Below are 24,784 nucleotides of genomic sequence, written 5' to 3' on the forward strand. Positions count from 1 at the left end.
GGAGCGTGTCAGAACAGGTTGTCCTGGTCCGAGAACAGACTCATGACCGACTCACCCTTGGCAATGCGCTGGATCGTTTCGGCGATCAGCGGGGCCACGGAGAGTTGGCGAATCTTGGAACATCCCTTGGCGTTGTCGCTCAGCGGGATGGTGTTGGTCACCACGACTTCATCGAGGGCTGTGCCCTTGGCGATGCGTTCGATGGCAGGACCCGAGAAAATGGGGTGCGTGCAGTAGGCGTACACCTTCTTGGCACCGCGCTCCTTGAGCACTTCGGCAGCCTTCACCAGCGTGCCGGCGGTGTCGATCATGTCGTCCATGATCACGCAGTTGCGGCCTTCGATCTCGCCGATCACGTGCATCACTTCCGACACGTTGGCCTTAGGACGGCGCTTGTCGATGATGGCCAGATCGCAGTTCAGTTGCTTGGCCAGGGCGCGTGCGCGCACCACGCCGCCCACGTCGGGGGAGACGACGATCAGGTCTTCGTAGTTCTTCTGGCGCAGGTCGCCCAGCAGCACCGGCGACGCATAGATGTTGTCCACGGGAATATCGAAGAAGCCCTGAATCTGGTCAGCGTGCAGGTCCATGGTCAGCACGCGGGCCACGCCCACGGCTTGCAGCATGTTGGCCACCACCTTGGCCGTGATGGGCACACGGGTGGAGCGGGGGCGGCGGTCCTGGCGGGCGTAACCGAAATAAGGAATCACGGCGCTGATGCGCTCAGCCGACGCGCGCTTGAGCGCATCGACCATGATCAGCAGTTCCATGAGGTTTTCGTTGGTGGGTGCGCAGGTGGACTGCACCACGAAAACATCACGTGCGCGCACGTTTTGTTTGATTTCGACGGTGACTTCACCGTCAGAGAAGCGACCCACGTCAGCCGCACCGAGGGTGGTGCCGAGGTGTTGGGCAATTTCAGCTGCCATGCCAGGATTGGCATTGCCGGTGAAAACCATGAAGTCGGGGTGGTTGGCTTGCATGAGCGTCCCAGCAGTCTGAAATAAAAGCCCGTACGCGGAAAGCGTTTGGCAGGGGAAGAAGGATTCGAACCTTCGCATGCCGGAATCAAAATCCGGTGCCTTAACCAGCTTGGCGACTCCCCTACACAGGTCAATTGCCGAGGGCAACCAACCTTAAATTTCTCCTGACGCCCAACCTGCCAGAGGATGAATCATCAGATTTTCACATGCCTTCACTTGCCAGCCCTCGGGGGCTCCGCTCAAGTCAACTGCGTGTGACATATGCGCAAACACCGCACTGCCTGAGCCTGTCATTCTGCCTTTGAGGCCGCGATCTTTGAGCCATTCAATGGCTTGCAAAACATCGGGGCAAAGAGCCTGAGCAACTGGCTGCAAGTCGTTTCGACCGAAGTCAAAGTGTGCTGCAGCAAAGCCTAAGATTGTAGCACTATCTGAATCGCGTTTCAAACTTGGTGACGAAAAAATTTCTTTTGTCTCCAAACCTGCTGCGGGCTTCACGATCACAAAGCTCGCTTGCGGTAGCTGGTGCACTTTCTCAAGCGGCGTGATTGTCTCACCAATTCCCTCCACCCAAGCGTTGTGGCCGCATAAAAAAAACGGAACGTCAGCGCCCAGCTGCAAACCGATCTTTGCCAATGCGTGTCTTGGCAGGTTCAGCCCCCACAGCCGGTTCAATGCCAGCAGCGTGGTGGCGGCATCTGAAGAGCCGCCTCCCATGCCTGCCTGTGCCGGCACGCGTTTCAGAACGCCAATGTGAGCGCCCTCGCTGCAGCCCGTTGCAGCCTGCAGTGCATGTGCAGCGCGGACCGAGAGGTCCACTTCGGGCAGCGCTGTGGACAGGTCTTCCCGCGAAATCAATCCATCCGTGCGGCGGTGGAAGTGCAGGGTGTCGCACCAGTCCACAAGCATGAACACGGACTGCAGCAGGTGATAGCCGTCAGCACGCCGTCCGGTGATGTGCAAAAAAAGATTGAGCTTGGCCGGGGCTGGCACGTCATACAAGGCTTGCATGGGGCGAAAGAGTGGGGAGCGAGGTTTTGCTGTGCGAACGGCTCTGCTGGCCGCAGCAGTTTGCAGGCCGTCAGGGAGTCAGCGCAATGCGCAGCGTGGCGGTAGGCTGCGGGTCGCTGCGGCGTGCCGTCAGCCGCCCGTCTGCAATGCCGGTAAGGTCTGCTTGCCACCCCGTCGCACTGGCCTGGGTGCCCTTGAGCCAGCTGAACAAGGCGGTCACGGGAATGCGAGTGCCGGTCACGTCCTGGAGCAGCGTGTCCAGGGAATCAGAGGTGCGGGTGTCCTGACCGCTAAGCAGCTGCGCGTGACCATCTTTCCAGTCGAGTTGCGCAATGCGATTGCCGAAGGGGCTGAGCAAAACGAGTCCACCCGCCTGGGCGGTGCCGCGCAGCTCGAACATGGCAGAAAAAGACTGCGAGGCCTGCCCGTCGATCTGAAGGGCAATGCGCCCACTCCAGCTGTCTTCGTCCGTGGGGGCTGTGGCCATTGGCTGCGCACAACCTGCAAGCCACAGCGCCCACAACACCAGCCACCATGCCCACCGGTGAGGGAGAGTCCGTAGCCGACTGTTTGAAGTGGCTCTGAGAAGGCCCGGCATCAGAGGGAGGCCCCGAGGCGTTTCAGGGTCTCTTTGAGGGTGTCATTATCAGGACTGGCACGCTGACCTTCTTTCCAGACGCGTGTTGCACCGTCCCTGTCGCCCATGCTCCAGAGCACCTCACCCAGATGTGCAGCAATCTCCACATCAGGCCGTGCCTTGAAGGCTACTTCGAGGTGTTTGCGGGCGTCTGCCTTGTTGCCCAGGCGAAACTCCACCCAGCCAAGGCTGTCTAGGATGAAGGGATCGTTGGGGGCGAATTCCAATGCCTTCAGGATGAGCTGTTTGGCCTCGTCCAGCCGCACTCCGCGGTCTGCGAGCGAATAGCCAAGGGCGTTGTAGGCGTGGTGGTACTCTGGCTGGCGTGCGATCACCTGACGCAACAGCTTCTCCATCGTGTCTGGCTGGCCCGCCTTTTCTGCCAGCATGGCCTGGTCGTAGACCAGCTCGGCGTCGTCCGGGGCCAGGGCCACCAGTTCGACTTGTACCTTGTAGGCTTCCTGGTACAGGCGCTGGTCGCGTAACAGTTGCACTTCGGCCATCAGCTTCATGCGTTGGCTGTCTGCTGAATTGCCTGGCAGGTTGCGCAACAAGGCCCGCGCCTGGGCGAGCTTGCCCTGGCGTGCCAGCAATGATGCGCGGCGCGTCTGCGCACCAAAGACTTCCTCTGCGTTGTCGATCCGTGCGAGCCAAGCTTCTGCGCCTGCAAAGTCTTTCTTTTTCTCGGCAATCTGCGCGTGCAGCAGGTACGCTTGCGTGAGGCTCTTTCGCCGCAGGTCGGTGTCACCAGATGCAGATGCCAGTTCCATAAACCGTTGCAGCGATGCCTCTGCGGCAGGCAGGCGGTTGTCCTGGTACTGCAAGGTGGCGGCCACCAACCACGCCTCTGCCAGGTCAGGCTTTTCCTTGGTGACCGTCTCCAACTGGCGACTGGCCTCTGGGTAGCGCTGAAGGCCCAGCAATACCCTGGCGTACGCCATGCGCAGGGCTGGGATGGGCTGTTTGGACAGCGTTTGCGTCACGATGGGCTCTGCGTCTAGCAGGCCTTCGTCCATCAGCTCCAGCGCCAGCCGGGCCGCGCTTTCGCTGGCATTGTCCAGACCCTGTGCCCTGCGTGCTGCGTCGAGCGCACCGGCCTTGTCGCCCGCTGCAAGCCTCAATCGGCCCAGCGACACCCAGGCCTCGGGTCCGGTGGCAGGGTTGGTGAGTTCATTGACCAGGGCCTGTTCCACCACCTTGGCGGCCAGCGCTTTGTCACTCGCGCGTCCATACAGTTGTGGCAAAGATGCCAGCGTTGACGCCTTGGTCCTAGGAGCGGCTTGTGCGAGTTCCTGGCGCAGCAATTCTGGTGTTTCTGCGATGCGGTTCAATGCGATCAGGATCTGTAGCACATACTGATTGGCCTCGCGCGACTGGGGCAGGGCTTCCTTCCAGGCTCGGGCTGCAGCCAGGGCGTATTCGCCTGATCGTGATTGCAAGGCAATGTCTGCAGCCCTTTGGTAGAGCTGCCCGTCAGCGCTTCGGCGGGCAGCCTCCAGCATGAACGCGTAGCCTGCGCCTGGGTCCCCGGTTCGTGCACTGATCTCGCCCAGAAAGATTTCGTAGAAGAGCTCTGCGTCCAACGCGGGGTTGGACTCTACCGGTGGGGGCTCGCTCGGGGGGCGGCTTTCACCGGCGGGCCTTTGGGCCCAAGCTGAGTGGGCGGACGCCGCAATCACGGTGACCAAGGCGACGGTACGAAAGCTGTGGGATAACACCATCGGGCCATAATAATCCATGCCTGTTAAGCCGTTGCCCGGTTGTTTGTATGCCTGAGTTGCCTGAAGTGGAAGTGACGCGGCGCAGTTTTGCTACCGCGATCGCTGGAGCCCGGATCGAGGCTGTGATGATGGGTAAGCCCCTGCGGTGGCCTCTGGGTTGTGACCCCCAGTTGCTGGGAGGCCAACAAGTGGTCGGATTGCGCCGGCGGGGCAAGTATCTGTTGCTCGATATGAACCAAGGCGTTCTGCTTCTGCATTTGGGGATGTCGGGTAGCCTGCGTTTTGCTTCAGATATGCCAGAAGCGGGGGTGCATGACCACTTTGACCTTGTCACCGACCGGGGCACGCTGCGCCTGCATGACCCGCGACGATTTGGTGCGGTGGTCTATGCGCCATCAGAGAACTCGCCGGTAGCCGCCAAATTGCTGGGCGGCTTAGGTATGGAGCCCTTGTCTGAGGAGTTTCTACTTCCGACTTTTCAGGCAGGACTCAAGAAAAGCCGGATGCCTATCAAGCAGTTGCTTCTGGCGGGGCGCGTGGTTGTGGGGGTCGGGAATATCTACGCCTCTGAGGTGCTTTTTTTGTCTGGCATCCGTCCTACTACCGTTGCATCACGCATTGGTCCGGCACGAGTACATAAGCTGCATCAGGCCATTCGCTCGGTGCTGGCCCGCGCTGTGGAGATGGGCGGTAGCACGCTGCGCGATTTTTCGAATGCCGAAGGAATGGCTGGCCACTTTCAGACGGCCGCGAACGTGTATGGCCGCGATGGTCAGCCTTGCCATGTGTGCGGTACAGCCATCGAGCTGATTCGCCAGGGACAGAGAAGCACTTACTTCTGCCGCCAGTGCCAGCGCCCATAGATGCTGCCGCCGATGGACGGTTTGTGACAGCTGGCGGACGGTCGATGCTATATTTTGTATATACCTGCCTCGCGGGCCATCCATAGATCTCTGGGAGCAAAGTGGGACCTTCATTCAACGAACAGTTTGACCAGCATGGCGTCTGGCGACGGGAGTTCGCCCAGCAGCTCAAGCGGCTGGCCGATTGGATGGCCGCGCACGACCTGATGGATGCAGCAGTGCAAGAGCGCCTGCAGCGGCTGGAAGAGCAGGTACGCAGCGACAAGGTCATGGTGGCTTTTGTGGCGGAGTTTTCGCGTGGAAAATCCGAACTGATCAACGCGATCTTTTTTGCTGACTATGGTCGCCGCATCATGCCTGCCAGTGCGGGCCGCACGACCATGTGCCCCACCGAACTGGGGTACGACGCGAATGTTGCACCCAGCTTGCGGCTATTGCCCATTGAGACTCGACTTCAGATGCAGAGCCTGGCGGAGTGGCGGGTCAAAACCGACCGTTGGCAGGAGATCCCGCTGGATGTTGGCAACGCAGACCAGATTGCCAAAGCACTGGAAAAAGTGGCCGAGGTTCGCAAGGTCAGTCTGGACAATGCGCGTGCGCTGGGTTTCTGGCATGACGATCTGACAGATGAAAACCCTGTGCCTGACGCGCAGGGCTTGGTAGAGGTGCCCATGTGGCGCCACGCCATCATCAATATTCCCCATCCGCTCTTGAAGCAGGGTTTGGTGATTCTGGATACGCCTGGCCTGAACGCAGTGGGTGCAGAGCCCGAGCTGACGGTCAACCTCATCCCCCAGGCACATGCAGTGGTGTTCATCCTGAGTGCGGACACCGGCGTGACGCGCTCTGACCTGTCGATCTGGCGCGAGCACCTGGCCATCTCGCCCGAGAGCATGGAAGCGCGTTTGGTGGTGCTGAACAAGATCGACACCCTCTGGGATACGCTCAACACCGCCGAGCAGGTCCAGGCGCAGATGGAGCGCCAGTGCGCGACTTCCGCCGAGATGCTCGGCGTGTCTCTGGACCGTGTGGTGCCTGTGTCTGCGCAAAAAGGCTTGGTGGCCAAGATCACTGCGGACGACGTTTTGCTGGAAACCAGTGGACTGCCAGCGTTGGAAGAGGCCCTTGCCAAAGGCATCATGGGCAGACGGCAGTCCATACTGCGCGCCGCGGTAGCGGCGGGGGTGGCGAGCCTGCGTACAGAAACGTCGCGGGTCATCAATATCCGACGCCGCGACCTCGATGACCAAATGGCCGAGTTGCGCAGTCTCAGGGGCAAGAACGCATCGGTGATCGAATCCATGCGCCATCGCATTGAGCAGGAGCAGCGTGAGTTTGATCTCAGCACTGCCAAGATCCAGGCGGTGCGTGCGGTTCACCTCAAGTTGCTGCGTGACGTTTTTCAGCAGTTGGGCGCCAAGGCGCTCAAAGCAGAGCTGGCCGAGCTGGCCCAGACACTGCAGCAAAAGGGGCTCAAGCTGGGCGTGAAGAAAATATACGTCCAGACCTTTGACAAACTGCGCGGCACCTTGGACAAGGCGCAAGCCTCTGGTACCGAGATTCAGGCCATGCTCAGCGGGACCTTCAGGCAGCTCAATGCAGAGTTCGGTTTTTCTTTGCAGGTGCCCACGCCGCCGCAGCTTGAACACTTTGCGCAAGACCTGCACCAGATCGAGCAGAGTCATTTGCAGTACCTGGGTATGGGCAATGCTCTCAAGTTGGCGCAACCCGAGTTTGCGGAGCGCCTGGTGCGCGCGCTGGCCATGCGTTTGCGCACGGTGTACGAGTCAGCGGCCAATGATCTGGAACTGTGGAGCAAATCAGCCACTGCGCAATTGGACGCACAGCTGCGAGAACGGCGTCGCAGCTTTGCTCGCCGCATGGAGGCCGTAGACCGCATACAACAGGCTGCCAGCGGCTTGGTGGAGCGCATCTCGGAGATCGAGGCTGGTGAGGAGGAACTCGGCCAGTTGGAGAACAAGTTGCATGAGCTGACTTCCAAGTTGGTGGCTCTGCCAGGGGCTGCACCGGCATTGACTGACGCGCATCCGGTTTCCGCATGAGTGCTGAATCCCGGGAGGGTGTGGCCGCGCGGGTAGTCGCTTGGCAAGCTGTACACGGGCGCAACCATCTGCCCTGGCAACAGACCCGCGATCCATACCGGGTTTGGCTGTCGGAGATCATGTTGCAGCAGACCCAGGTCACCACTGTGCTGGACTACTACGCCCGCTTTTTGGGCCGATTTCCTGATGTGAGTGCCCTGGCGGCAGCCCCTCAAGATGAGGTCCTGGGCTTGTGGAGTGGTTTGGGCTACTACAGTCGTGCACGCAATCTCCATCGCTGCGCTCAGCAGATCATGACCGACCATGGTGGCGCCTTCCCGCGAAAGGCGTCGCTGTTGGCGTCTTTGCCGGGCATTGGGCGTTCAACCGCAGGCGCTATTGCCGCGTTTTGTTTTTCAGAGCGCGTGCCCATTCTGGATGCCAACGTGCGGAGGGTGCTCACGCGCCTGCTGGGCTTTGGCCAAGATCTGGCTTCTGCCAAGAACGAACGCCTTCTATGGGAGCATGCCGATGCGCTGTTGCCAGTGCGCGATCTTGATGTGGCGATGCCCCGTTACACCCAGGGCTTGATGGACTTGGGGGCGTCCCTGTGCACACCCCGCTCTCCAAAATGTTCCGATTGCCCTTTGGTGGGCGATTGCGCAGCTTTCGAGGAGGGGGATCCTGAACGCTATCCCGTCAGAACCCGCAAACTGTCACGCCGGGCTGAATCCTGGCAATTGGCGATCCTGCGCGATGGCAAGGGTCGCATCTGGCTGCAACGCCGCCCACCCACTGGGATCTGGGCGGGAATGCACTGCGTGCCCGTGTTCGCTGACCTGGAGTCGCGGGATGTTTTTGTGAGTGCTTTGGGTAGCAATGGGCAGTATGCGCAGCAAGAGCTGCAGCCATTTGTGCATGTCCTCACGCACCGGGACTTGCATCTTCACCCGTTGTTGATACAGACCGACGGAATGGTGCCTCCTGTGGAGGGCGGAGAGTGGCTGGGGCCAGATCAGTGGTCCTTGGTGGGGTTGCCAGCGCCCATTCGTAAGTTGCTGGACACCACGCAATCTTCGCTATGGTGAACTCAAACGGGGGCGCTCTCTCAGTCGCAGGGGGCTCGTCTCGTTTCGCTGGCGCCAAGCTCCACAACTTGTTCCCCAGAAGTTCGGCTCCAAGAGCTCGCTTGTGAAGGCAATGGTCAGCGCCCATCCAGTTCACGATGCCGCTTCAATGCAGTCCATCGGTCGCTGAACGCTTGCGCCAGTTTCTCCACCAAATAGACAGAGCGGTGTTGTCCACCGGTGCAGCCGATGGCTACGGTGACGTAGCTTCGGTGATTGCGATCCAGCATGTCCAGCCAGTGTGCTAAAAATTTTTCAATGTGGGCCCGCATCAGGTCCACCTCGGGTTGCAGGTCCAGAAAGTCAGCCACCGGCTGGTCCAGTCCTGTGAGGTCCCGGAGCGCGATCTCATAGTGTGGGTTGGGCAGCATGCGGACGTCGAAGACGTAGTCGGCATCCATGGGAATACCGCGTTTGAACGCAAATGACTGGAAAACCAAGGTCAATTGCCCTTGCGCAGTGGACATCAGGCCTTTGACATAACTTTGCAACTGGGAGGCGCGGATGGTGCTGGTGTCGATCACGTGTGACTGTTCGCGCAGTTCAGCCAGCAACTCCCGCTCCAGCTCAATGATCTGAACTAAGGCCCTGCGTCCTTGCTGGAGGTCGTCGTGCGACAGGGGATGGCGGCGGCGCGTCTCGGAGAAACGCCGCACCAGAGTATCAATCGTGGCATCCAGAAAAAGGGATTTGACGGCCACGCCCTGACTGCGCAAACGGCTCAACTCTTGAGGCACTTGATGCAAGGACGTTGCGCTGCGGACATCCACTGCAATGGCTACGCGGTTGCCATGGTGTTTGTGTTCGAGCGCTACGAAGGCTGGCAGTAGCTCCGGCGGCAGGTTGTCTACGCAGTAGTAGCCAGCATCTTCCAGTGCGTGCAAGGCGACGGATTTTCCAGATCCCGACATGCCCGTGATGACAACAATTTCAAGGGCCATCAGCGTTTCCTAGCGGCGTTAGAGGAGGGGGCGGGTGGGATAGGCGTAGCGACCAATGCCGGTGCCGCAGTACCCAGCATTTCACGCGCGTGCGCCAGCGTGGTTTCGGTAGCGCGCTCCCCACCCAGCATGCGGGCGATTTCTGCCACACGCTCGTCTTGCTGCACGACCAGCACGGTGCTGGTTGTGCCTTGAGCGCTTTTGTTTTTTGCCACCTTGAGGTGGTGATGCGCACATGCGGCTACTTGGGGCAGGTGAGTTACTGCCAGCACCTGGCGGTCGCGTCCCAGCTGCTGCATTAGACGTCCCACGGTTTCGGCGACTGCGCCACCCACGCCGGAGTCCACCTCGTCAAAAATGAGTGTGGGGGCTGAGCCCAATTCACTGGTTGTGACTGCGATAGCCAGCGAAATGCGGGACAACTCCCCGCCGGAGGCGACTTTGCCGACCGCCTTGGGGGTCATGCCGGGGTGTCCTGCCACCAAAAACACGACATCATCGATCCCGTCTGGAGAGGGCTCCGACGCCTTCGTCACTGACACCTCGAATTTGCCGCCCTCCATCCCGAGACCTTGCATGGCCTGAGAGATGGACACGGAGAGCTTGGGTGCTGCTTTGGCGCGAGCTAGAGACAGTGCGCGCGCCGCCGCATGGTACGCCTTGGCGCTGGCGGATTCGTTGGCTTGCAGCTTTCCCAGATCGGTGGCGGCATCAAGCTGGCGCATGGATGCTTTCCAGTCCTTGAGCAGAGCGGGCAGTTCCGCAGGAGGGCGTTTGTACCTGCGAGCCAGTCCCATCCACAAGGACATGCGTTCGTCCAGTTCTGCCAAACGTTGGGGGTCAATGTCCGCATGGCGTAAATAGGTGTGCAGAGAATGCACCACGTCTGTCGTCTGCGCCAGACTCGACGCCAGGATATCGGCCAGATTGGCGAACTCTGGCTCAATGTGTTCTTGCGCCTGAAGCAGCGAATGTGCGTGGGTCAGTGCGGAAACGGCTCCCGCGTCGTCTTCTTGCAAAACTTGAAGCGCTCCATGGGCCCCATCCAGCAACGCCTGCGCGTGCGATAGGCGCTTGTGTTGCGTGTCAAGATCCTCCCACTCCAGGTCGCCTGGCGCGAGTTTGTCCACTTCGCTGATTTGCCACTGCAGGCGCTCGCGCTCTTGCTGAAGCGTTGCCTGTGCTGCGCGTGCCTGCTGCAGTGCCTTGAGGTCAGCGCGCCATTGCGTCCAACGTGATGCTGTATCGCGGGTATTCACACCGGCAAAAGCGTCCAGCAAGCCGCGCACCGACCCTGGGCGGGTCAGGCTTTGCCATGCGTGCTGACCATGGATGTCGAGAAGCATCTCGCCCAAGGCACGTAACTGTGAAGCTGTCGCTGGTGTCCCATTGATCCAACCGCGGCTCTTGCCCTGTGTGTCTACGGTGCGGCGCAGTAGCAGCCAGTCATCGGTTTCAAACCCGGCTTCTTCCAGCCATGGGCGGGCATGAGCAGGGCATTCGAATTCTGCGCAAACGTCAGTTTTGCTGCTTCCTTCCCGTACTACCCCGGCATCTGCGCGAGCCCCCAGTGCCAGTTGCAATGCGTCAATCAGGATGGACTTGCCCGCCCCGGTTTCACCGGTCAACACGGTAAAGCCGCTGCGCAAGTCAAGTTCCAGCGTTTGAACGATCACAAAATCCCGCAGGGTTATCCGCCGCAGTGCCATGGTCATGAGCCCCCTTCGTTCCAGCGCAGCTTCTTGCGCAAAGTCGCGAAGTAGTTCCAGCCTTGAGGGTGTAAAAATCGCACGCGGTGCTCAGAGCGTTTGACGAGGATGCGGTCGCCATGCAGCAAGGACGCAAGGGATTGCATGTCAAAGTTCGCGCTGACATCGCGCCCGCTCACCACTTCGACAGCCACTTCAGTCGCATCGGAGAGCACGATAGGGCGGTTGGACAGCGTATGTGGCGCTATAGGAACCAACACCCAGCCCGGGATGGATGGGTGAAGCATGGGCCCGCCCGCAGACAACGAATATGCGGTCGATCCGGTGGGGGAGGCAATGATGAGGCCGTCGGCCCTTTGATTGGCCACAAACTGCCCACCAACTTCGACACGCAATTCCACCATGCCCGACGTCGCACCACGGTTGACCACCACATCGTTCATGGCTAAGGCCTCAAACACCACACGTTCATCGCGAACGACTGTTGCATGCATCAAAGGCCGCTGGTCTTCTTCGTAGGCACCTCGCAGCATCGGTGGCAATGTGGTCTGATAGGTGTCGAAGGGAATGTCGGTGATGAATCCGAGCCGGCCCTGGTTGATGCCGATCAGCGGCGTTCCAAAGCGCGCCAAGCGTCGGCCAATGCCGAGCATCGTTCCATCCCCCCCCACCACCAGCCCCAAATCGCACCGTGCACCGATTTGGTCTACATTCAAGGAAGGGTAGTGTGTCAATCCGGTATTGCTGGCGGTCTCCGCTTCCAGCACCACCTCACATCCCTGGCGCTCCAAGAAATGCGCAATATCCTCCAAAGCCCGGCGAGAGCCATCACCGGGGGCGCCTGCAGCTGAAGTCTGGTACTTGCCTATAAGTGCGACATGGCGGAAATTGGACGTCATCGCGAAATTACATCATTAAACAGATGTGAGCTTTGCGACGCGCTTCATCATCCGCGTCTTGCAAGCGCTGTCGCGCTCTGATTCCAGAGCGGCAACCACTATCCAAGTTTTTACGTCCTGGCCGAGTTCTTCCGCCAGCGCTCCAGCAATCGCTGGGCTCAGGTGCCCGCGAGTTTTTGCAGTGTGCAGCGCACTCCTAGATAACTTCAATTTGTCCGTCCAGTAGGGCGCTGGCTGTGTTGAAAGCGCAGCCTCTAGCAGATTCATTGTCGATTGCATATTGGGGACTCCTACATGTTGTAGTCATGCCTACAGGTTGAGGGCATCGTATCAAAAGGGTTGACTACAAGGTGTAGTCATCGCGAAACTCCGTATCGCTTACGTGATGTAAGCATATCCGGAGCCGCCATGAACGCCACGCCACCTTTTCGCACACCCCCAGCCACCAAAGGCGCTGCACGCGCTGTGGCGGCTCCTGCAGCGCCTGCGCTGGGGGTGTGCACCCGCTCTTACGTCAAGGTCTCTACCTCCTTGTTGCGCTGGTCGCGTATCGAGATCAAGGGGCACTCGGTATGAGCTATCAAGCTGTAGAGGCCTTGAACCTCGCTCATTTCGTTCTCGGCTGCGCAATGCTGGTTTTTGTCGCTGTATTTGGTCTATTGGCCGTGGTTTCTTTTGCCCTGAGATTGGTTCGCCCAACCACTGGAGCGGAAAAATGACCCGCCCCCGCAACCTCTCGCAGTGGCTGCACATCGCGGCCTTTCTTGACCTCTTCCCCAATCGCCCGCTTGAAGACCACGCCCGTCGTATTGGCGCACTGGCGGCGCAGCGCACGGCAGAAGGGGCCCCGCCCCGCGGGGAAGTGGCCGTGCGCGTAGCGCCTTCTGCTATCAATTTTGGGGGGTGCGTAGCACCTCAGACAGCTTCGGTCCCCGATGGTAATCACGGGGACAACTTTCCAGGGGGCGCAGCATGACCCACCCCACATCACTCGTTCTAGAGGGCAATGAGGTCAAGCTCCGTTTGCAAGCGGAACGCGTCCAAACCGGCTCACCCGTTCATGTCGATTGGCTCCGCTTCACGGTCAATCTGCGGTTCGCTCCCATCCCCACGGTTGAGCATCTTTTCCCGCCCGCCCAGGCATCGGAATTCGACCTCCGGTCAGAGCATCAACTGAGCGAAGACGACCGCCGCCGCGCCAAGCTATGCAACCTGCTGCGCGACATTCCAGACCCGGACTTTGCCGCCAGCACACAAGCGCTTGAGCTCGCCAACAACGTGTGCGCAATCCTCGGTGAAGGCTTCACCGTGGACCCTGAACTCAAGAAGGGCCATGACTTCTACCGCCACCGCTGGAGCATCCTGCGCGCTGGCAATGAATGCGGCTGGGTCGGCTTCCTCGCCTCCGGCGAAAGCCCACGGCAGCGCGCCCAGTCAAAGACCATCCATTGCAACCTGTACGGCGTCGCCTGCACGTTTGCTGCCCCAGGCTGGGCACCACGCATGGCCGACTACATGGACGAACACCGCGCCCTGGTCACGCGCTGCGATCTGGCCTTGGACTTCTTCGACGGCATCAGCGGTGGTATGGACCGCGTTGCAAGCGACTACGACGCCGGAGCCATGGACCACTACGGCCACCGGCCCGAACACAACTGTGTGGGCGCATGGCGCGCTGGTGGTGTGGGTCGCTCCTTCTACTTCGGCAGCAAGGCCGCAGGCAAGCAAACCAACGTCTATGACAAGGGCGTGCAGCTCTACGGCAAACAGGACGCCACCGGCTGGCAACGCATCGAGTTGCGCTATGGAAACCAAAAGCGCCTGCTCCCTACGGACATTCTCCGCAGGCCTGCCGACTTCTTCGCAGGTGCCAGCGATTGGCATGCCCTGATGTTGGCTGAACACGGCGCTATCGCATTGCCTGAGCCCATCAAAACAGAACCGCGCCTGCCGCTCGAAACGCTCATGGCCGAGTGCACGCGCAACGCCCGTTGGTTCTTCTCCACCGCTGGCAAATCAGCCGCGCTCGCGTTCCTCTACATGGACCGCGAAACCCTCATGCAATTCATCGAGAACTGCGCAGAGCTGCCCGGTCGGCTGTCCAAGTTCAAGCGCTCCGAAGTCGAGCGCATCTATCAGCAGATGTTCAAAAAGATCTCGGGCTCCGGTGCTGGCCACACCGCATACGCCCACTAACCCAGGCCACACAAGGAAACCCAAAAATGCGTATGCAAAGCCAAGCCGTGTTGCACGGTATCAAGTCCAGCAAGGGCGACTACGAAGGCCGCGCCTTCGACTCCACCACCTTCCACTTGTCGGTGGACATGGGCCAAAGCTCCAGCGGCGAAAGCATCGGCGTCGTCACACGTCCGTTCAAGCTGGGTGACTCGTCGGAGTTCCAGAAGTGGGCTCACCTGAAAAGCAAATGGCCCATCACTGGCGTCATGTGCGATTGCGAATTTGATGTGGTCGCCGGTGCCGACAACAGCACAAAGCTCACGCTGCTGGCGATCAAACCCGCTACCCAGGCCAAGGCCGCGTAACCGCAAGAGCCGAGCCATGCGCAACGTGATCCAGTCCCGCACAACAGGCGCTTTCCTTGCGCCGTCTTTCGAGGACGGTCAACCGGAATGGGTCATGTTGCTCTGCGAAGCCGCCATCGTGGAAGACCTCGAAACCTGTGTGCAGCTCATCGAAGACCACACCGAGCCATTTCACCGGCCACAGGTCATCGACCTCGATGACCTCTACAAAAAGCAGGAGCCAACCCATGGATGAAATCGAACTCGAGTGCCCCAAGTGCGGCGCCCTGATTGGCTACGACCACGTTCAAGAAGTCGAAGGCGATGAAGGCGCTTGTGGCTGTCCTGAATGCGGCCAATCGTCCCCCACAGATGACTGGTTTGCGTGATGCGCTTCCTTGTCTGCTACTCCGAGGCCAACCCCTGCCCAGAAGCCTCCACCGCGTGGGTTTCCATGTCCGATCTGATGGACCTCGCCCAGCTCGGCATAGACGCCCCAACCGTGCTTTACGTCATCTCCTGGGGTTTCGCGTTCGTTCTCGGTTCCTTCTTGCTGGGTTGGGGTCTTTCTCTCGCCGTCGGCCTCATCAAAAAGCTCTAGCAGTCGCCAGCGTCAAGCCCACGCGGCTTCGCGGTGTCGATTACCGGCATCACTTCATCAACTCAAAGGAAACTCAAATGCGTCTCTTCAAACAAGCTCAAAAGTACGGTTCCAAGGCTCTGGTCGTTGCCGCCGTCGCAACCCTCGGCGCTAGCTCCGCCATGGCCCAGACCGCAACCAATCCCATCGTTCAGATGCTCGAAGCCATTGGCCTCGACGGTACGACGGCTGCTGTAATCGCAGCCGGTTTGATCATCGTCGGCATCGCCCTGGCAATGAAGGGTCCCGACGTTGCCAAGCGCGTGATCCGCAAGGTCTAAGGCGGTCCCATGCTGATCGGCGCTCATGTCGTCCTGTTCTGGGGCCTGATGGCCATCTTGGGCGGCATGGGCGCCGTCTGCTTTGTGCTCGGATTCAGGAGCAACTGATGACTAAAAAACTCCTTGCCCTGTCCGTCCTCGCCGCTTGTTCTTTCTCCGCGCACGCCTTCGTGGCGCCGTCGCCACCCCCTGGCTTTGGCGGCTCCCCTGGCAATTGGACTGTCGCACCATCCCCAGGTGACACCGTTGTAGATCGGGTTCTGAGGCAATCCAAAGTTCTACCTGTGCCGGGCTCAGCCGGTCAGAAAGTCGGCGTTGCGTACCGCCTTGGCAACGCTGCAGGGCGCGTCGCAGCGGCAGTCATTTATGTGAGTCCACACCTGCGCACTGCCGTGGGCATTGCCGCGTGGCTTCTTGCTGCGAATCTGGTGTGGGATGAGGCATCCAAAACATGGAAGTCCTCCAAGCCTGGAGACGACGCATATCTATCGGACGGCAAAAGATATCTAGCTTGGCCCGGCGCCTCACAGTATCACTATTCGCTGGAGGCGGCTTGCTCTGCAAGGGGCGCGTTCATGTCCAATTCTTCCGTCACTTACACGCTCTCTGGCACCAGCAACGGCTATCAGTGCAATTTCTCCTACCGCATGAGCGACGGCCGCACCGGCAACTACACCGTAGGGGTCGAGGTGTTCGGCAATTCCACATGTCCTGCTGGTTGGTACTACACGCCCGCAGGCTGCGTGCAAACACCTCCACCAAAGCAAGTCACTCAACAGGAATTCGAAGAAGCACTGGCCCCAAAGCCCATGCCGCCTACTGTGCCCGGTGAGTTGCCCCAGCCTACCCCCCTGCCTGTCGAATCTCCTTCGCCGTGGGTCAATCCATCCCCAGGCGCTAACCCCACGTCTCAGCCTTGGCGCGTTCCTACCGGCAATCCAGAACCTAACCCCAACTACGACCCCAACGCGCCGGCCTCTCCCACCAACCAGCCATACCGGCAGCCGTACACCGACTACATACCCAGTCCGACCTACGACCAGCCCTGGCGCCTGGATACGCGCCCTGGTTATCGCTACCTGCCAACGCCCCAAGGCATGAATGACCCCATCACGATTGATCCGGTTGCTGATCCCTCCAACAAGCCCACAGAAGACGAAAAACAGGACTTGTGCGAGAAGCATCCGAACATCGTCGCTTGTGAAGATGGCGAGATAACCGACCAGCCGTTACCCCCCATTCCCAAGCTCTACGAGCGCAAATATCCGGACGGCCTCGTAGGCATCTGGAACCAAAAAAGCCAGCTGATTAAGCAGTCCAGCACGTTTACCCTTGCCGGGCAGCTCATGCCCACGACCCTCACGGTTGGCGCTTGTCCCTCCTGGGTGATCCCTTTGAACTTCGGCTCATGGTCCAGCTACGGGGAATACAACGTCGCGCCCCCATGCTGGATATGGGACGTTGCAAAAACCATCATCATCATTTCTGCGCTGATGCTGGCCCGCTCTTTGATCTTTGGCGGCTGACATGCTTGCGAAGTTCTTCAATCTCATCATCGAGAAAATCTCAGCCGTCCTCACCTGGATTGGCAACCTCTACAAGGCCGTTATGACGGCTGGCTGGGACTTCATCCGCGACGCAGCCTGCTGGCCCTTTGAGCAGATCATGGACATCGTGGTGTCTGCCATTCAGGCCATTGACATGACCGGTCTAGCCTCCCAGGTCGGCGCCTGGGGATCGCTGCCCGCTGAGCTGTTGAACATCCTCGGCCTGCTTGGTATCGGCACCGCCTCAGCCATCATCGTTGCCGCCATCGGCGTGCGCCTCGTGCTGCAGCTCATCCCGTTCGTCAGGCTCGGATCATGATCAACGGGCTGGAAGGGATTCCCGGCTCTGGCAAGAGCTATGAGGCTGTCGTTTACCACGTGCTGCCGATGCTGCAGCAGGGGCGCAAGGTCATCACAAACCTCCCGCTGATCGTGGAAATGTTTGCGGCAATCGATCCCAGTTACACGCACCTGGTCGAGCTGCGCCGCAGGCCAAAACCTGTGATGGGCACATGGGACGCTGACGCCATGGACGATGAGGGCAATGGCAATGCCTTCACGCTGTTTGACGACTCCGCAAGGCAGCACAAGCCCACTGAGGCGGTTTCTGTCTTCGGCCATGTGTGGGACTACTACAGCACGTGGAAGCACCCTGAAACCGGGCAAGGCCCGGTGTTCATCATCGACGAATGCCACCTTGCGTTGCCCGCTGTTGGAACGGCAAAGGAGGTGGTCGAGTTCTTCAAGCTCCACCGCCATTTCAACTGCGATATCTTGCTGATGACGCAGAGCTTTAGGGACATCAACCAGCCCATTGCCCGGCTGATGGCAATGCTGGTGCGCTGCCGTAAAGCGGACATTCTCGGCAAGAAGGGTTGCTACATCCGCAAGGTGCACGCGGGCTATCGCGGTGCGGTCATCAGCGTGGAAGAGCGCCCCTACAAGCCGCAGTATTTCCCGCTGTACAAGAGCCACACGCAAGGCAACAGCGTTGCCGAATCAGGCGCCCAGGATGTGGCCCCGTTGAGCGTCAAGCTGCGCCGCTTCACGTGGGGTTTCTGGATCTTCACGGCCATCGTGATTGCCTGGATGTACTGGCCCAAGTCGGATGCAAAAAGCCAGGTCCAAAAGACCTCCGACATGCAATGGACGAAAGACCTGAAGGCCCTTCCACCCGGTGGCACCTTGCGCGCACCAGACCAGCCTGCGCACATCATCAAAACCGCCAGTGATATCCAGGCGCCAGCCCCTGCACAAGCGGCCTCCAGCGCTGATCCTGATGCCACGCCGGAGCCTTATGCAAGCAAGGGCTTGCACCTGACTGGCCGCATCACTATGGGCGCTCAGACCGTGTACACCTTCGCAGTGTCGAACTCAGGGCAGCGCATCAGCACGATTGACAGCAGAGACTTGCAGGCGATGGGCTACACATGGCAACCGCTCACGGATTGCGCGGGCACGTTGCGGTGGAAGGGCAAGGCCCAGGCCATCACCTGCGACGCTCCTGTATTGGCTCAGGGCGCGCAGGATAGGCCGGTTGTGGTGGAGGTTGAATCAGGCCGCTCTAGCGCTTCGGGCGCCGGAACTGAACGGGGTTATAGACCGTCGAGCGCCAGTCCTTCTGCTTCCCCTTCGGCAGTATCCGAAGCTGCAGCATATTTGCCCGGCGTCGTGAACCCAAGAGCCGAGCAGACCCCGCAAAGAGTGCTACCGCCAGGATCACCATTCCAGCCGACGCCAACCACGGATGCATTGCGGCCCATTGGACCGCCAACGTTACAAAGTCCATACCGGCACTTTACCGGATGACCAAATGTCGCCAAAACGGATCTGGCCAAGACAATTCACGCGCTGATCGCGATAGGGCACCGGGCCAGCGGGCGCATTGCGCGCATGCGGTCGATGTGCCCGCCGAAGCCCTTGCGCTTCACTGGCTCAGCGAACACCAGCGCCACCTGCGCAGCCTTCACCAGCTTGCCCAGGTCGCGCACCTTCTTCGCCAGCTCACGCGCCCAGCTCGGCGTCGTCTTGCGCACTGGATAGGCCACCCGGCCCGCTGCCTTGAAAGCTGCGCCGCGCTCTGCCCTGATCGCCCGCAGCAGCCGCGTCGTCGGCCGCGACGTAGCCCACACCAGCAAGCGCCCGAACTGCAAAGGCATCTGCAGCGCCAGAGCTTCAGGAAATTTGCGGTAGTTGCTTGCGATCATGGAGTTCCCCTTCATGTGTACCGGGCCCCTAGATTCCGAGCCGGACAACTGTTGTCTGTTGCCCGTGCAAGCTGGCCTCGCTTGCACCGATCCCCTGAGTTCTTCGCCGTGCCATTAGCGTTGCCGGGATTGGGTTGCGGAGGGGGGAGGGTTTGTAAAGCGCAGCTTTATGGATTCCCCCCGCAGCAACCCAAAGAGCCGCAGGCGCGGTCCTGGCTTAGCGTTGGCCGAAGAGGCGAAGAAATCTGGGGAATGGTGCTGGGCGCTACCTCTCACGGGCAACGGACGCTGCGCGGCGAGCGCCTAAAGCTGCGAAGCAAGCTCAATCTAATGGCTGTTTGTTCTCTTGCCCTTTGTTACGATCCATCAATGGGAGCAGACAACAGAGATTGGTATCGGGATTGGTGGCGAAAGAAAACAGGCTACGTAGAGCGCGCGGCTTTTCGCATGTCAGAAGCTGATAGGAGGCGCGCAGTGCGTGCTTCCAGGTGGCGCACTGTTTTGGCCTTGCTTGTGGTGATCGTCATCAGCTTTTTATTCAACAGATACCGGTGACCATTTACGGCTACGCCCGCGTTTCAACCCTTGAACAGAACACGGCAGCACAGCTAGCAGCCTTCCGGCGCGCTGGCATTGACAAGGTTGTGCAAGAAAAGCGCTCTGCTGTGAAGCAGCGCCCCGAGCTCGATAAGCTGTTGACCGTGTTGGTCAAGGGCGATGTGTTGGTGGTCTACAAACTGGACCGCCTTGCGCGGTCTGTTTCCCACTTCGTCAAGGTCTTTGAATACCTGAAAGCGAAGGGTGTAGGCTTCCGTTCGTTGACCGAGTCAATTGAAACTGACACGGCTCATGGCCGCATGTTCCTTCACCTGCTCTCTGCCTTCGCCGAGTTTGAGCGCGAATTGATCAGGGAGAGGTGTTTAGCTGGTCAGCGTGCTGCGCGGGCTGCGGGGAAGACTTGGGGCCGGAAGCGTGCCTTGTCTGATGACGATGTGGCCCAGGCTGCAGCCTGTTGGCGCTCCGGTTGGTATGACCAGCGCACCCTTGCGGATATGCTGGGGGTTTCCGTCAGTAGCTTACGTGACCACATCCACCGCCATGAGGGGCGCGGACGCTGGGCCAAAACACGATTACAAAAGTAAAATCATTCCATGCTCGATGACCGTGCCAAGTTGTTGCTCAAAGCCCTGGTCGAGCGTTACATCGCTGATGGGCAGCCCGTAGGGTCGCGTACCCTTTCCCGCGCGTCCGGGTTGGATTTGTCGCCTGCCACGATACGAAACGTGATGGCGGACCTGGAAGAGCTGGGGCTGATTGCGAGTCCCCATACCTCCGCTGGCCGTATTCCCACAGCGCGTGGATACCGATTGTTTGTGGACACGATGCTCACGGTGCAGCGGGAGTCTGTCATGCCGCCCCAGCTGGCACCTGAACAGCCACAAAAAGTCATTGCCAACGCTGCGCAGCTGTTGTCCAACCTCTCCCAGTTCGTTGGAGTGGTGATGGCACCTCGGCGTACCTCGGTATTTCGCCACATAGAGTTTCTTCGACTTTCCGAAAAGCGCTTTCTCGTCATCATCGTGTCGCCGGAAGGTGACGTACAGAATCGCGTGATCTTCACCGAGGTGGATCACTCTCAGTCGCAACTGGTAGAGGCCTCCAACTTCCTGAATGCCCACTACGCCGGACTCGCAATGGAGCAGGTGCGAGAACGTTTGAAGTCCGAGGTCGATGTACTGCGCGGAGAGATCGCATCGCTTATGCAGGCGGCAGTCAACGTAGGCTCAGAGGCACTGTCCGAGGCGCAGGACGAGGTGGTGATTTCTGGAGAGCGCAACCTGCTGTCCGTCAGTGATTTCTCCAGCGACATGGGCAACCTGCGCAGGGCATTTGACTTGTTTGAGCAGAAGACACAAATCCTTCGCCTTCTGGACATCTCCAGCCAAGCGGAAGGGGTGCGCATCTACATCGGTGGCGAGAGCCAGGTTGTGCCCTTTGAAGAGCTTTCGATCGTCAGCTCCCCCTATGAGGTTGATGGCAAGGTGGTGGGGACTTTGGGCGTGATTGGTCCTACGCGCATGCCATACGACCGCATGATCCAGATTGTAGACATCACCTCCAAGCTGTTGTCCAACGCGCTCAGCCACCGCAAGTAAGCCCCTACAATACGGCGCTTGCCCCGTTGTATAGCGCTGGAGCATGGCTGGGGGCGTTAGCTCAGTTGGTTAGAGCAGAGGACTCATAATCCTTTGGTCGTTGGTTCAAGTCCAACACGCCCTACCACCCTCGCTTGCAGGGTGAATCCATCAACAAACGATGTGTTTTGTGATCCAAAGCGCTCAGTTTGTTTTTGGAGCCTTCATCGTGCATTACAATCTCGGCTTGCGTTGAATTGACTGTCTGTTTGCATGGCCTGATTCAGGAAAGCAATCAGAAAAAAAGCAAATTTCAAGGGTCGCCAAGAAATCATGCTATAATTCGAAGCTTAGCGGCTGTAGCTCAGCTGGATAGAGTACTTGGCTACGAACCAAGGGGTCGTGGGTTCGATTCCTGCCAGCCGCACCAATGTTTAAAGCCTGCAATCGTAAGATTGCAGGCTTTTTCATTTGTCCAGGCGCTTTGCGCTGATTGGAGAGTTCTGGCAATGAGCAAGGCTTTTACCAAGGAAACCGATAGCGCCGACGATGACGAAGGATTGGCACTGCCTCCTTTGCCGCCGGGTGGCAAAAACTACATCACCCCGTCAGGCTATGCACGTCTAAGGGCGGAGCTGTTGGATCTCATCGATAGCGAGCGGCCGAAGATCGTGGATGTGGTGCACTGGGCGGCCAGCAACGGAGACCGGTCTGAAAACGGCGACTACCTCTATGGCAAGAAGCGCCTGCGCGAAATTGATCGGCGCATTCGTTTTTTGACCAAGCGGCTGGAGATCGCCGAGGTGGTGGACCCTAGTTTGCATGCGGGCAGTGAACAGGTCTTCTTTGGAGCCACCGTCACCTACTCCGACGACGAGGATGGTGAGCGCACGATCACCATCATGGGCATTGACGAGGCTGACAGCCGTATGGGTCAGGTCAGTTGGATTTCACCTGTGGCCCGGGCGCTGCTGAAGGCGCGCGTTGGGGACGAGGTGCAGTTACCCACGCCGGGCGGAGTGCGCCATTTGGAGGTGGTGGAGGTGCAGTACCCGCCTCGTAGTGCCGCTACGTAACCCGTTCGCACACAGACGCCGACCTGCGCGTCTGTTGTATCGACCTCAGGGCTTGGTGCCGTGCTGAGGTGTCAGGGTTGTGGAGTAATCCTGGCTGCACGCAGCACAGCCTGTGTGCGGCGCAGGTTGCGCAATGCCAGCTCGAGATGGGCCTGATCGCGAACCGCCACGATGAATCGCAGATCCGTGGTGTCCAAGGCCGCCTCATCGTCCATGTCCACGTGGGTGATGTCGGCCTCTGAATTGGCAAGCTCCGCTGCCACGCGTGCCAGCACCCCCTTGCCGTTGTTCACGGTAACGACCACGCCCGTTTCGAACATTCGGGTGGGCTCGTCCGACCAGTCCACGGCAATGAAGCGTTCGCTGTCTTTATGCTGCAGACGTTTGGCGACACTGCAATGTGCGTTGTGCACGACCAGTCCCTCACCGCGGCCCAGATAACCGACGATGCTGTCGCCCGGCACGGGACGGCAGCAGGTGGCATATTGCACAGAGGCATTCTCGCTGCCATCCAGCGTGACGGCCCCTTGCGACAGGGTTTCGTGAGATGTGTAGCGCTCACGAGTCATGAGCAGAGCATCCGGACGGTGGCCATGCTCCGACATCAGCACCATCAACCGTTTGGCGACGATGCTGGCAATGCGTTTGCCCAGGCCCAGATCGGTCATCAGCTCGCTGCGCGTGCGATTGCCGGTGAAGCGCAGCAGCTTGTCCCACAGCGGTTGGGTCTCAGCGCTGACGGGGGGCAGTTGTTCGAGGCCTTCCGCTCGGATGGCTTGAGTCAACAGTTTTTCACCCAGCCCTTCGGACTCGGTTTGGGCCAAGGTTTTGAGGTAATGGCGGATCTTGGACCGTGCTCGACCCGTGCGCACAAAACCAAGCCACGCTGGGTTGGGTGTGGAAACGGGGTCGGTGATGATCTCCACCACGTCCCCGTTCTTGAGTTCGGTGCGCAGCGGAACCTGCTCGTTATTGATCTTGGCGGCGGTCGTCCGATCACCCACATTGCTGTGAATGGCATAGGCAAAGTCCACCACCGTGGCGCCGCGCGGCAACGCCATGATCTGGCTTTTGGGTGTGAAGACGTAGACCGCATCGGGAAACAGGTCCACCTTGACGTGATCCCAGAACTCCGCCGCATCCCGTGTTTCGTTCTGTATGTCCAGCAAGGACTGCAGCCACTTGGTGCCAAGGCGCTCGGCTGCCGTACCTTCCCCGTCCTGGGCCTTGTACAGCCAGTGTGCTGCCACGCCGGCTTCGGCAATCACGTGCATCTCATCGGTGCGCATCTGGAACTCGATGTTCACGCCCGAGGGCCCCACCAGGGTGGTGTGCAGAGACTGATAGCCGTTGAGTTTGGCAATGGCAATATGGTCCTTGAACTTTCCAGGTACCGGCTTGTACATCTGGTGCAGTACACCCAAGGCGGTGTAGCAATCGGTCACAGTCGGCACGATGACTCGAAAGCCGTAGATGTCCGTCACCTGGGCAAAGCTCAGGTGCTTGAGGTCCATCTTTTGATAGATGGCATACAGCGTTTTCTCGCGGCCTGCCAGGCGCACCTTCATGCCGATCTTGGAGAAGGCGGCATCCACTTCGGCCTGCACCTTCTGAACCAGATCGCGCCGGCGGTTGCGGGATTTGTTGACGGCCTTGGCCAGTGTGGCATAGCGCCAGGGGTGCAGGTGTCGGAAGGCCAGGTCCTGCAGTTCACGATAGGTCTGATTCAGGCCCAGGCGGTGGGCAATGGGGGCATAAATTTCCAGCGTCTCGGACGAAATGCGGCCCCATTTGCTGCGCGGCATGTCCGACAGCGTGCGCATGTTGTGCGTTCGGTCGGCCAGCTTGATGAGGATGACGCGTACATCACGCGCCATGGCCAGCAGCATTTTGCGAAACGACTCGGCCTGATTTTCTTCGCGAGTGTTGAACTGCAGCTTGTCCAGCTTGGTGAGGCCATCCACCAGTTCGGCCACCGGGGCGCCAAACCGGTCGATCAGGTCGGCCTTGGTCACGCCGCAGTCTTCCATGGCGTCGTGCAGCAGCGCGGCCATCAGCGCCTGGGCATCGAGCTTCCACGCCGCGCACTGCGCGGCCACTGCAATAGGGTGGGTGATGTAGGGCTCACCGCTGTTGCGCAGCTGCCCCAGGTGGGCTTCATCGGCAAAACGGTACGCCTGGCGCACCTGCTCGATGCTGACGGCGTCCAGGTAGTCCAGGCTATCGGTCAGTGCGGCGAAGCTGGCCGCAGCCGCATTGGCGGCCGCAGCGGCTGCCGATAGATTGCCTGCCTGAGATGGGTCGCCCGGGCGAGGCTGCGTTGCAGAAGGTGAATTGAGCACCGCGTTCATGCCTTAAATGTAGCGCGGGACTGCGCCAGAGGACTTTCGGGCAAAAAAAAGCACCGCTGGCGCGGTGCTTTTGGATGGGCATTGCCCAACAG

At 59.7% G+C, this 24,784-nt stretch carries 27 protein-coding genes and 3 tRNA genes; 19 read left to right on the forward strand and 11 right to left on the reverse strand.

What is annotated here, in order from left to right; genetic code table 11:
• Positions 1 to 8: 8 nt before the first annotated feature.
• The 5 genes from N4G42_RS05455 to N4G42_RS05475 all read right to left on the reverse strand — a co-directional run bounded on the left by N4G42_RS05455 (position 9) and on the right by N4G42_RS05475 (position 4,370).
• Positions 9 to 983, reverse strand: a complete 975-nt coding sequence (locus N4G42_RS05455) for a ribose-phosphate pyrophosphokinase (protein WP_056060480.1) — start codon at positions 981 to 983, stop codon at positions 9 to 11.
• A 46-nt stretch (positions 984 to 1,029) separates the two neighbouring features.
• Positions 1,030 to 1,106, reverse strand: a tRNA-Gln gene (locus N4G42_RS05460).
• Between the two features lie 30 nt (positions 1,107 to 1,136).
• Complete coding sequence (ispE, locus tag N4G42_RS05465) at positions 1,137 to 1,994, reverse strand: 4-(cytidine 5'-diphospho)-2-C-methyl-D-erythritol kinase (protein WP_260666447.1); 858 nt, start codon at positions 1,992 to 1,994, stop codon at positions 1,137 to 1,139.
• Between the two features lie 70 nt (positions 1,995 to 2,064).
• Positions 2,065 to 2,481, reverse strand: coding sequence for a lipoprotein insertase outer membrane protein LolB (locus N4G42_RS05470; protein ID WP_108499518.1), 417 nt, complete (start codon positions 2,479 to 2,481; stop codon positions 2,065 to 2,067).
• Positions 2,482 to 2,591: 110 nt separating this feature from the next.
• Positions 2,592 to 4,370 carry a tetratricopeptide repeat protein gene (locus tag N4G42_RS05475; protein WP_260666448.1) on the reverse strand — a complete coding sequence of 593 codons (1,779 nt, stop codon included), beginning with the start codon at positions 4,368 to 4,370 and terminating at the stop codon, positions 2,592 to 2,594.
• A 29-nt stretch (positions 4,371 to 4,399) separates the two neighbouring features.
• On the opposite strand from N4G42_RS05475, the gene mutM reads away from it, so the two are divergent.
• The 3 genes from mutM (at position 4,400) to mutY (ending at position 8,345) form a co-directional block, all read left to right on the forward strand.
• Entirely contained in the window at positions 4,400 to 5,215 is an 816-nt protein-coding gene (mutM, locus tag N4G42_RS05480; RefSeq protein ID WP_056747316.1) for a bifunctional DNA-formamidopyrimidine glycosylase/DNA-(apurinic or apyrimidinic site) lyase, read from the forward strand.
• 101 nt (positions 5,216 to 5,316) lie between these two features.
• Positions 5,317 to 7,278, forward strand: coding sequence for a dynamin family protein (locus tag N4G42_RS05485; protein ID WP_260666449.1), 1,962 nt, complete (start codon positions 5,317 to 5,319; stop codon positions 7,276 to 7,278).
• On the forward strand, positions 7,275 to 8,345 hold the full coding sequence (gene mutY / locus N4G42_RS05490) for an A/G-specific adenine glycosylase (protein ID WP_260666450.1): 1,071 nt from the start codon (positions 7,275 to 7,277) through the stop codon (positions 8,343 to 8,345). The genes N4G42_RS05485 and mutY overlap by 4 nt, the downstream gene beginning before the upstream one ends.
• Before the next feature lie 116 nt (positions 8,346 to 8,461).
• Here the strand turns inward: mutY and rapZ are convergent, their stop codons facing one another.
• The 4 genes from rapZ to N4G42_RS05510 are packed head-to-tail and all read right to left on the reverse strand — an operon-like array spanning position 8,462 to position 12,212.
• Positions 8,462 to 9,325, reverse strand: coding sequence for an RNase adapter RapZ (gene rapZ / locus N4G42_RS05495; RefSeq protein ID WP_056060499.1), 864 nt, complete (start codon positions 9,323 to 9,325; stop codon positions 8,462 to 8,464).
• Positions 9,325 to 11,034: a DNA repair protein RecN gene (gene recN / locus N4G42_RS05500; protein WP_260666531.1), complete on the reverse strand. Its 1,710-nt coding sequence runs from the start codon at positions 11,032 to 11,034 to the stop codon at positions 9,325 to 9,327. The genes rapZ and recN overlap by 1 nt, the downstream gene beginning before the upstream one ends.
• 2 nt (positions 11,035 to 11,036) lie before the next feature.
• Positions 11,037 to 11,933, reverse strand: coding sequence for an NAD kinase (locus N4G42_RS05505; RefSeq protein ID WP_056060503.1), 897 nt, complete (start codon positions 11,931 to 11,933; stop codon positions 11,037 to 11,039).
• A 15-nt stretch (positions 11,934 to 11,948) separates the two neighbouring features.
• Positions 11,949 to 12,212: a hypothetical protein gene (locus N4G42_RS05510; protein ID WP_260666452.1), complete on the reverse strand. Its 264-nt coding sequence runs from the start codon at positions 12,210 to 12,212 to the stop codon at positions 11,949 to 11,951.
• A 129-nt stretch (positions 12,213 to 12,341) separates the two neighbouring features.
• Here N4G42_RS05510 and N4G42_RS05515 point away from each other — a divergent pair, with 129 nt between their 5' ends.
• From N4G42_RS05515 to N4G42_RS05565, 11 genes are all read left to right on the forward strand, one after another.
• Entirely contained in the window at positions 12,342 to 12,509 is a 168-nt protein-coding gene (locus N4G42_RS05515; protein ID WP_260666453.1) for a hypothetical protein, read from the forward strand.
• On the forward strand, positions 12,506 to 12,652 hold the full coding sequence (locus N4G42_RS05520; protein WP_260666454.1) for a hypothetical protein: 147 nt from the start codon (positions 12,506 to 12,508) through the stop codon (positions 12,650 to 12,652). The genes N4G42_RS05515 and N4G42_RS05520 overlap by 4 nt, the downstream gene beginning before the upstream one ends.
• Before the next feature lie 253 nt (positions 12,653 to 12,905).
• A complete protein-coding gene (locus tag N4G42_RS05525) occupies positions 12,906 to 14,129 on the forward strand; it encodes a replication initiation factor domain-containing protein (RefSeq protein WP_260666455.1) in 1,224 nt (407 codons plus the stop codon).
• A gap of 26 nt (positions 14,130 to 14,155) precedes the next feature.
• Positions 14,156 to 14,476, forward strand: coding sequence for a hypothetical protein (locus N4G42_RS05530; protein WP_056060510.1), 321 nt, complete (start codon positions 14,156 to 14,158; stop codon positions 14,474 to 14,476).
• Positions 14,477 to 14,492: 16 nt separating this feature from the next.
• On the forward strand, positions 14,493 to 14,711 hold the full coding sequence (locus tag N4G42_RS05535) for a hypothetical protein (RefSeq protein WP_056060512.1): 219 nt from the start codon (positions 14,493 to 14,495) through the stop codon (positions 14,709 to 14,711).
• Positions 14,704 to 14,844, forward strand: a complete 141-nt coding sequence (locus N4G42_RS05540) for a hypothetical protein (protein WP_260666456.1) — start codon at positions 14,704 to 14,706, stop codon at positions 14,842 to 14,844. The genes N4G42_RS05535 and N4G42_RS05540 overlap by 8 nt, the downstream gene beginning before the upstream one ends.
• Complete coding sequence (locus tag N4G42_RS05545; protein ID WP_260666457.1) at positions 14,844 to 15,056, forward strand: hypothetical protein; 213 nt, start codon at positions 14,844 to 14,846, stop codon at positions 15,054 to 15,056. Before N4G42_RS05540 ends, N4G42_RS05545 begins: the two co-directional genes overlap by 1 nt.
• A 77-nt stretch (positions 15,057 to 15,133) precedes the next feature.
• Positions 15,134 to 15,376, forward strand: a complete 243-nt coding sequence (locus N4G42_RS05550; RefSeq protein ID WP_056060519.1) for a hypothetical protein — start codon at positions 15,134 to 15,136, stop codon at positions 15,374 to 15,376.
• Positions 15,377 to 15,483: 107 nt separating this feature from the next.
• The gene (locus N4G42_RS05555) at positions 15,484 to 16,902 is read left to right on the forward strand and encodes a hypothetical protein (protein ID WP_260666459.1); all 1,419 of its coding nucleotides are present in this window, start codon (positions 15,484 to 15,486) and stop codon (positions 16,900 to 16,902) included.
• A gap of 1 nt (position 16,903) precedes the next feature.
• Positions 16,904 to 17,242 (forward strand): DUF2523 family protein, encoded by a 339-nt coding sequence (locus N4G42_RS05560; protein WP_056060526.1) that lies wholly within the window; start codon positions 16,904 to 16,906, stop codon positions 17,240 to 17,242.
• A complete protein-coding gene (locus tag N4G42_RS05565) occupies positions 17,239 to 18,732 on the forward strand; it encodes a zonular occludens toxin domain-containing protein (protein ID WP_260666460.1) in 1,494 nt (497 codons plus the stop codon). The genes N4G42_RS05560 and N4G42_RS05565 overlap by 4 nt, the downstream gene beginning before the upstream one ends.
• 35 nt (positions 18,733 to 18,767) lie before the next feature.
• Here the strand turns inward: N4G42_RS05565 and N4G42_RS05570 are convergent, their stop codons facing one another.
• Positions 18,768 to 19,130 (reverse strand): hypothetical protein, encoded by a 363-nt coding sequence (locus tag N4G42_RS05570; RefSeq protein ID WP_260666461.1) that lies wholly within the window; start codon positions 19,128 to 19,130, stop codon positions 18,768 to 18,770.
• A gap of 551 nt (positions 19,131 to 19,681) precedes the next feature.
• Between N4G42_RS05570 and N4G42_RS05575 the strand changes: the two genes are divergently transcribed.
• The 5 genes from N4G42_RS05575 (at position 19,682) to greB (ending at position 22,341) form a co-directional block, all read left to right on the forward strand.
• Positions 19,682 to 20,272, forward strand: coding sequence for a recombinase family protein (locus N4G42_RS05575; protein WP_260666462.1), 591 nt, complete (start codon positions 19,682 to 19,684; stop codon positions 20,270 to 20,272).
• Between the two features lie 9 nt (positions 20,273 to 20,281).
• Positions 20,282 to 21,286 carry a heat-inducible transcriptional repressor HrcA gene (hrcA, locus tag N4G42_RS05580; protein WP_260666463.1) on the forward strand — a complete coding sequence of 335 codons (1,005 nt, stop codon included), beginning with the start codon at positions 20,282 to 20,284 and terminating at the stop codon, positions 21,284 to 21,286.
• A 50-nt stretch (positions 21,287 to 21,336) separates the two neighbouring features.
• Positions 21,337 to 21,413: transfer RNA gene (locus N4G42_RS05585), tRNA-Ile, on the forward strand.
• Between the two features lie 205 nt (positions 21,414 to 21,618).
• Positions 21,619 to 21,695 (forward strand) — tRNA-Arg (locus N4G42_RS05590).
• A 79-nt stretch (positions 21,696 to 21,774) separates the two neighbouring features.
• Positions 21,775 to 22,341 carry a transcription elongation factor GreB gene (greB, locus tag N4G42_RS05595; protein ID WP_260666464.1) on the forward strand — a complete coding sequence of 189 codons (567 nt, stop codon included), beginning with the start codon at positions 21,775 to 21,777 and terminating at the stop codon, positions 22,339 to 22,341.
• A gap of 71 nt (positions 22,342 to 22,412) precedes the next feature.
• Here the strand turns inward: greB and N4G42_RS05600 are convergent, their stop codons facing one another.
• On the reverse strand, positions 22,413 to 24,692 hold the full coding sequence (locus tag N4G42_RS05600) for a RelA/SpoT family protein (protein WP_260666465.1): 2,280 nt from the start codon (positions 24,690 to 24,692) through the stop codon (positions 22,413 to 22,415).
• Between the last annotated feature and the right edge of the window lie 92 nt (positions 24,693 to 24,784).

This window comes from Acidovorax sp. K2F (assembly GCF_025246485.1).
Classification (GTDB): Bacteria; Pseudomonadota; Gammaproteobacteria; order Burkholderiales; family Burkholderiaceae_C; genus Acidovorax; species Acidovorax delafieldii.

Excerpts from the sequence above, each read along its gene's own strand:
- N4G42_RS05455 (WP_056060480.1), bottom strand. The coding sequence starts at position 983 with ATGCAAGCCAACCACCCCGACTTCATGGTTTTCACCGGCAATGCCAAT.
- ispE (WP_260666447.1), bottom strand. The coding sequence starts at position 1,994 with ATGCAAGCCTTGTATGACGTGCCAGCCCCGGCCAAGCTCAATCTTTTT.
- N4G42_RS05470 (WP_108499518.1), bottom strand. The coding sequence starts at position 2,481 with ATGGCCACAGCCCCCACGGACGAAGACAGCTGGAGTGGGCGCATTGCC.
- N4G42_RS05475 (WP_260666448.1), bottom strand. The coding sequence starts at position 4,370 with ATGGATTATTATGGCCCGATGGTGTTATCCCACAGCTTTCGTACCGTC.
- mutM (WP_056747316.1), top strand. The coding sequence starts at position 4,400 with ATGCCTGAGTTGCCTGAAGTGGAAGTGACGCGGCGCAGTTTTGCTACC.
- mutY (WP_260666450.1), top strand. The coding sequence starts at position 7,275 with ATGAGTGCTGAATCCCGGGAGGGTGTGGCCGCGCGGGTAGTCGCTTGG.
- rapZ (WP_056060499.1), bottom strand. The coding sequence starts at position 9,325 with ATGGCCCTTGAAATTGTTGTCATCACGGGCATGTCGGGATCTGGAAAA.
- recN (WP_260666531.1), bottom strand. The coding sequence starts at position 11,034 with ATGGCACTGCGGCGGATAACCCTGCGGGATTTTGTGATCGTTCAAACG.
- N4G42_RS05505 (WP_056060503.1), bottom strand. The coding sequence starts at position 11,933 with ATGACGTCCAATTTCCGCCATGTCGCACTTATAGGCAAGTACCAGACT.
- N4G42_RS05510 (WP_260666452.1), bottom strand. The coding sequence starts at position 12,212 with ATGCAATCGACAATGAATCTGCTAGAGGCTGCGCTTTCAACACAGCCA.
- N4G42_RS05515 (WP_260666453.1), top strand. The coding sequence starts at position 12,342 with ATGAACGCCACGCCACCTTTTCGCACACCCCCAGCCACCAAAGGCGCT.
- N4G42_RS05520 (WP_260666454.1), top strand. The coding sequence starts at position 12,506 with ATGAGCTATCAAGCTGTAGAGGCCTTGAACCTCGCTCATTTCGTTCTC.
- N4G42_RS05525 (WP_260666455.1), top strand. The coding sequence starts at position 12,906 with ATGACCCACCCCACATCACTCGTTCTAGAGGGCAATGAGGTCAAGCTC.
- N4G42_RS05530 (WP_056060510.1), top strand. The coding sequence starts at position 14,156 with ATGCGTATGCAAAGCCAAGCCGTGTTGCACGGTATCAAGTCCAGCAAG.
- N4G42_RS05535 (WP_056060512.1), top strand. The coding sequence starts at position 14,493 with ATGCGCAACGTGATCCAGTCCCGCACAACAGGCGCTTTCCTTGCGCCG.
- N4G42_RS05540 (WP_260666456.1), top strand. The coding sequence starts at position 14,704 with ATGGATGAAATCGAACTCGAGTGCCCCAAGTGCGGCGCCCTGATTGGC.
- N4G42_RS05545 (WP_260666457.1), top strand. The coding sequence starts at position 14,844 with ATGCGCTTCCTTGTCTGCTACTCCGAGGCCAACCCCTGCCCAGAAGCC.
- N4G42_RS05550 (WP_056060519.1), top strand. The coding sequence starts at position 15,134 with ATGCGTCTCTTCAAACAAGCTCAAAAGTACGGTTCCAAGGCTCTGGTC.
- N4G42_RS05555 (WP_260666459.1), top strand. The coding sequence starts at position 15,484 with ATGACTAAAAAACTCCTTGCCCTGTCCGTCCTCGCCGCTTGTTCTTTC.
- N4G42_RS05560 (WP_056060526.1), top strand. The coding sequence starts at position 16,904 with ATGCTTGCGAAGTTCTTCAATCTCATCATCGAGAAAATCTCAGCCGTC.
- N4G42_RS05565 (WP_260666460.1), top strand. The coding sequence starts at position 17,239 with ATGATCAACGGGCTGGAAGGGATTCCCGGCTCTGGCAAGAGCTATGAG.
- N4G42_RS05570 (WP_260666461.1), bottom strand. The coding sequence starts at position 19,130 with ATGATCGCAAGCAACTACCGCAAATTTCCTGAAGCTCTGGCGCTGCAG.
- hrcA (WP_260666463.1), top strand. The coding sequence starts at position 20,282 with ATGCTCGATGACCGTGCCAAGTTGTTGCTCAAAGCCCTGGTCGAGCGT.
- greB (WP_260666464.1), top strand. The coding sequence starts at position 21,775 with ATGAGCAAGGCTTTTACCAAGGAAACCGATAGCGCCGACGATGACGAA.
- N4G42_RS05600 (WP_260666465.1), bottom strand. The coding sequence starts at position 24,692 with ATGAACGCGGTGCTCAATTCACCTTCTGCAACGCAGCCTCGCCCGGGC.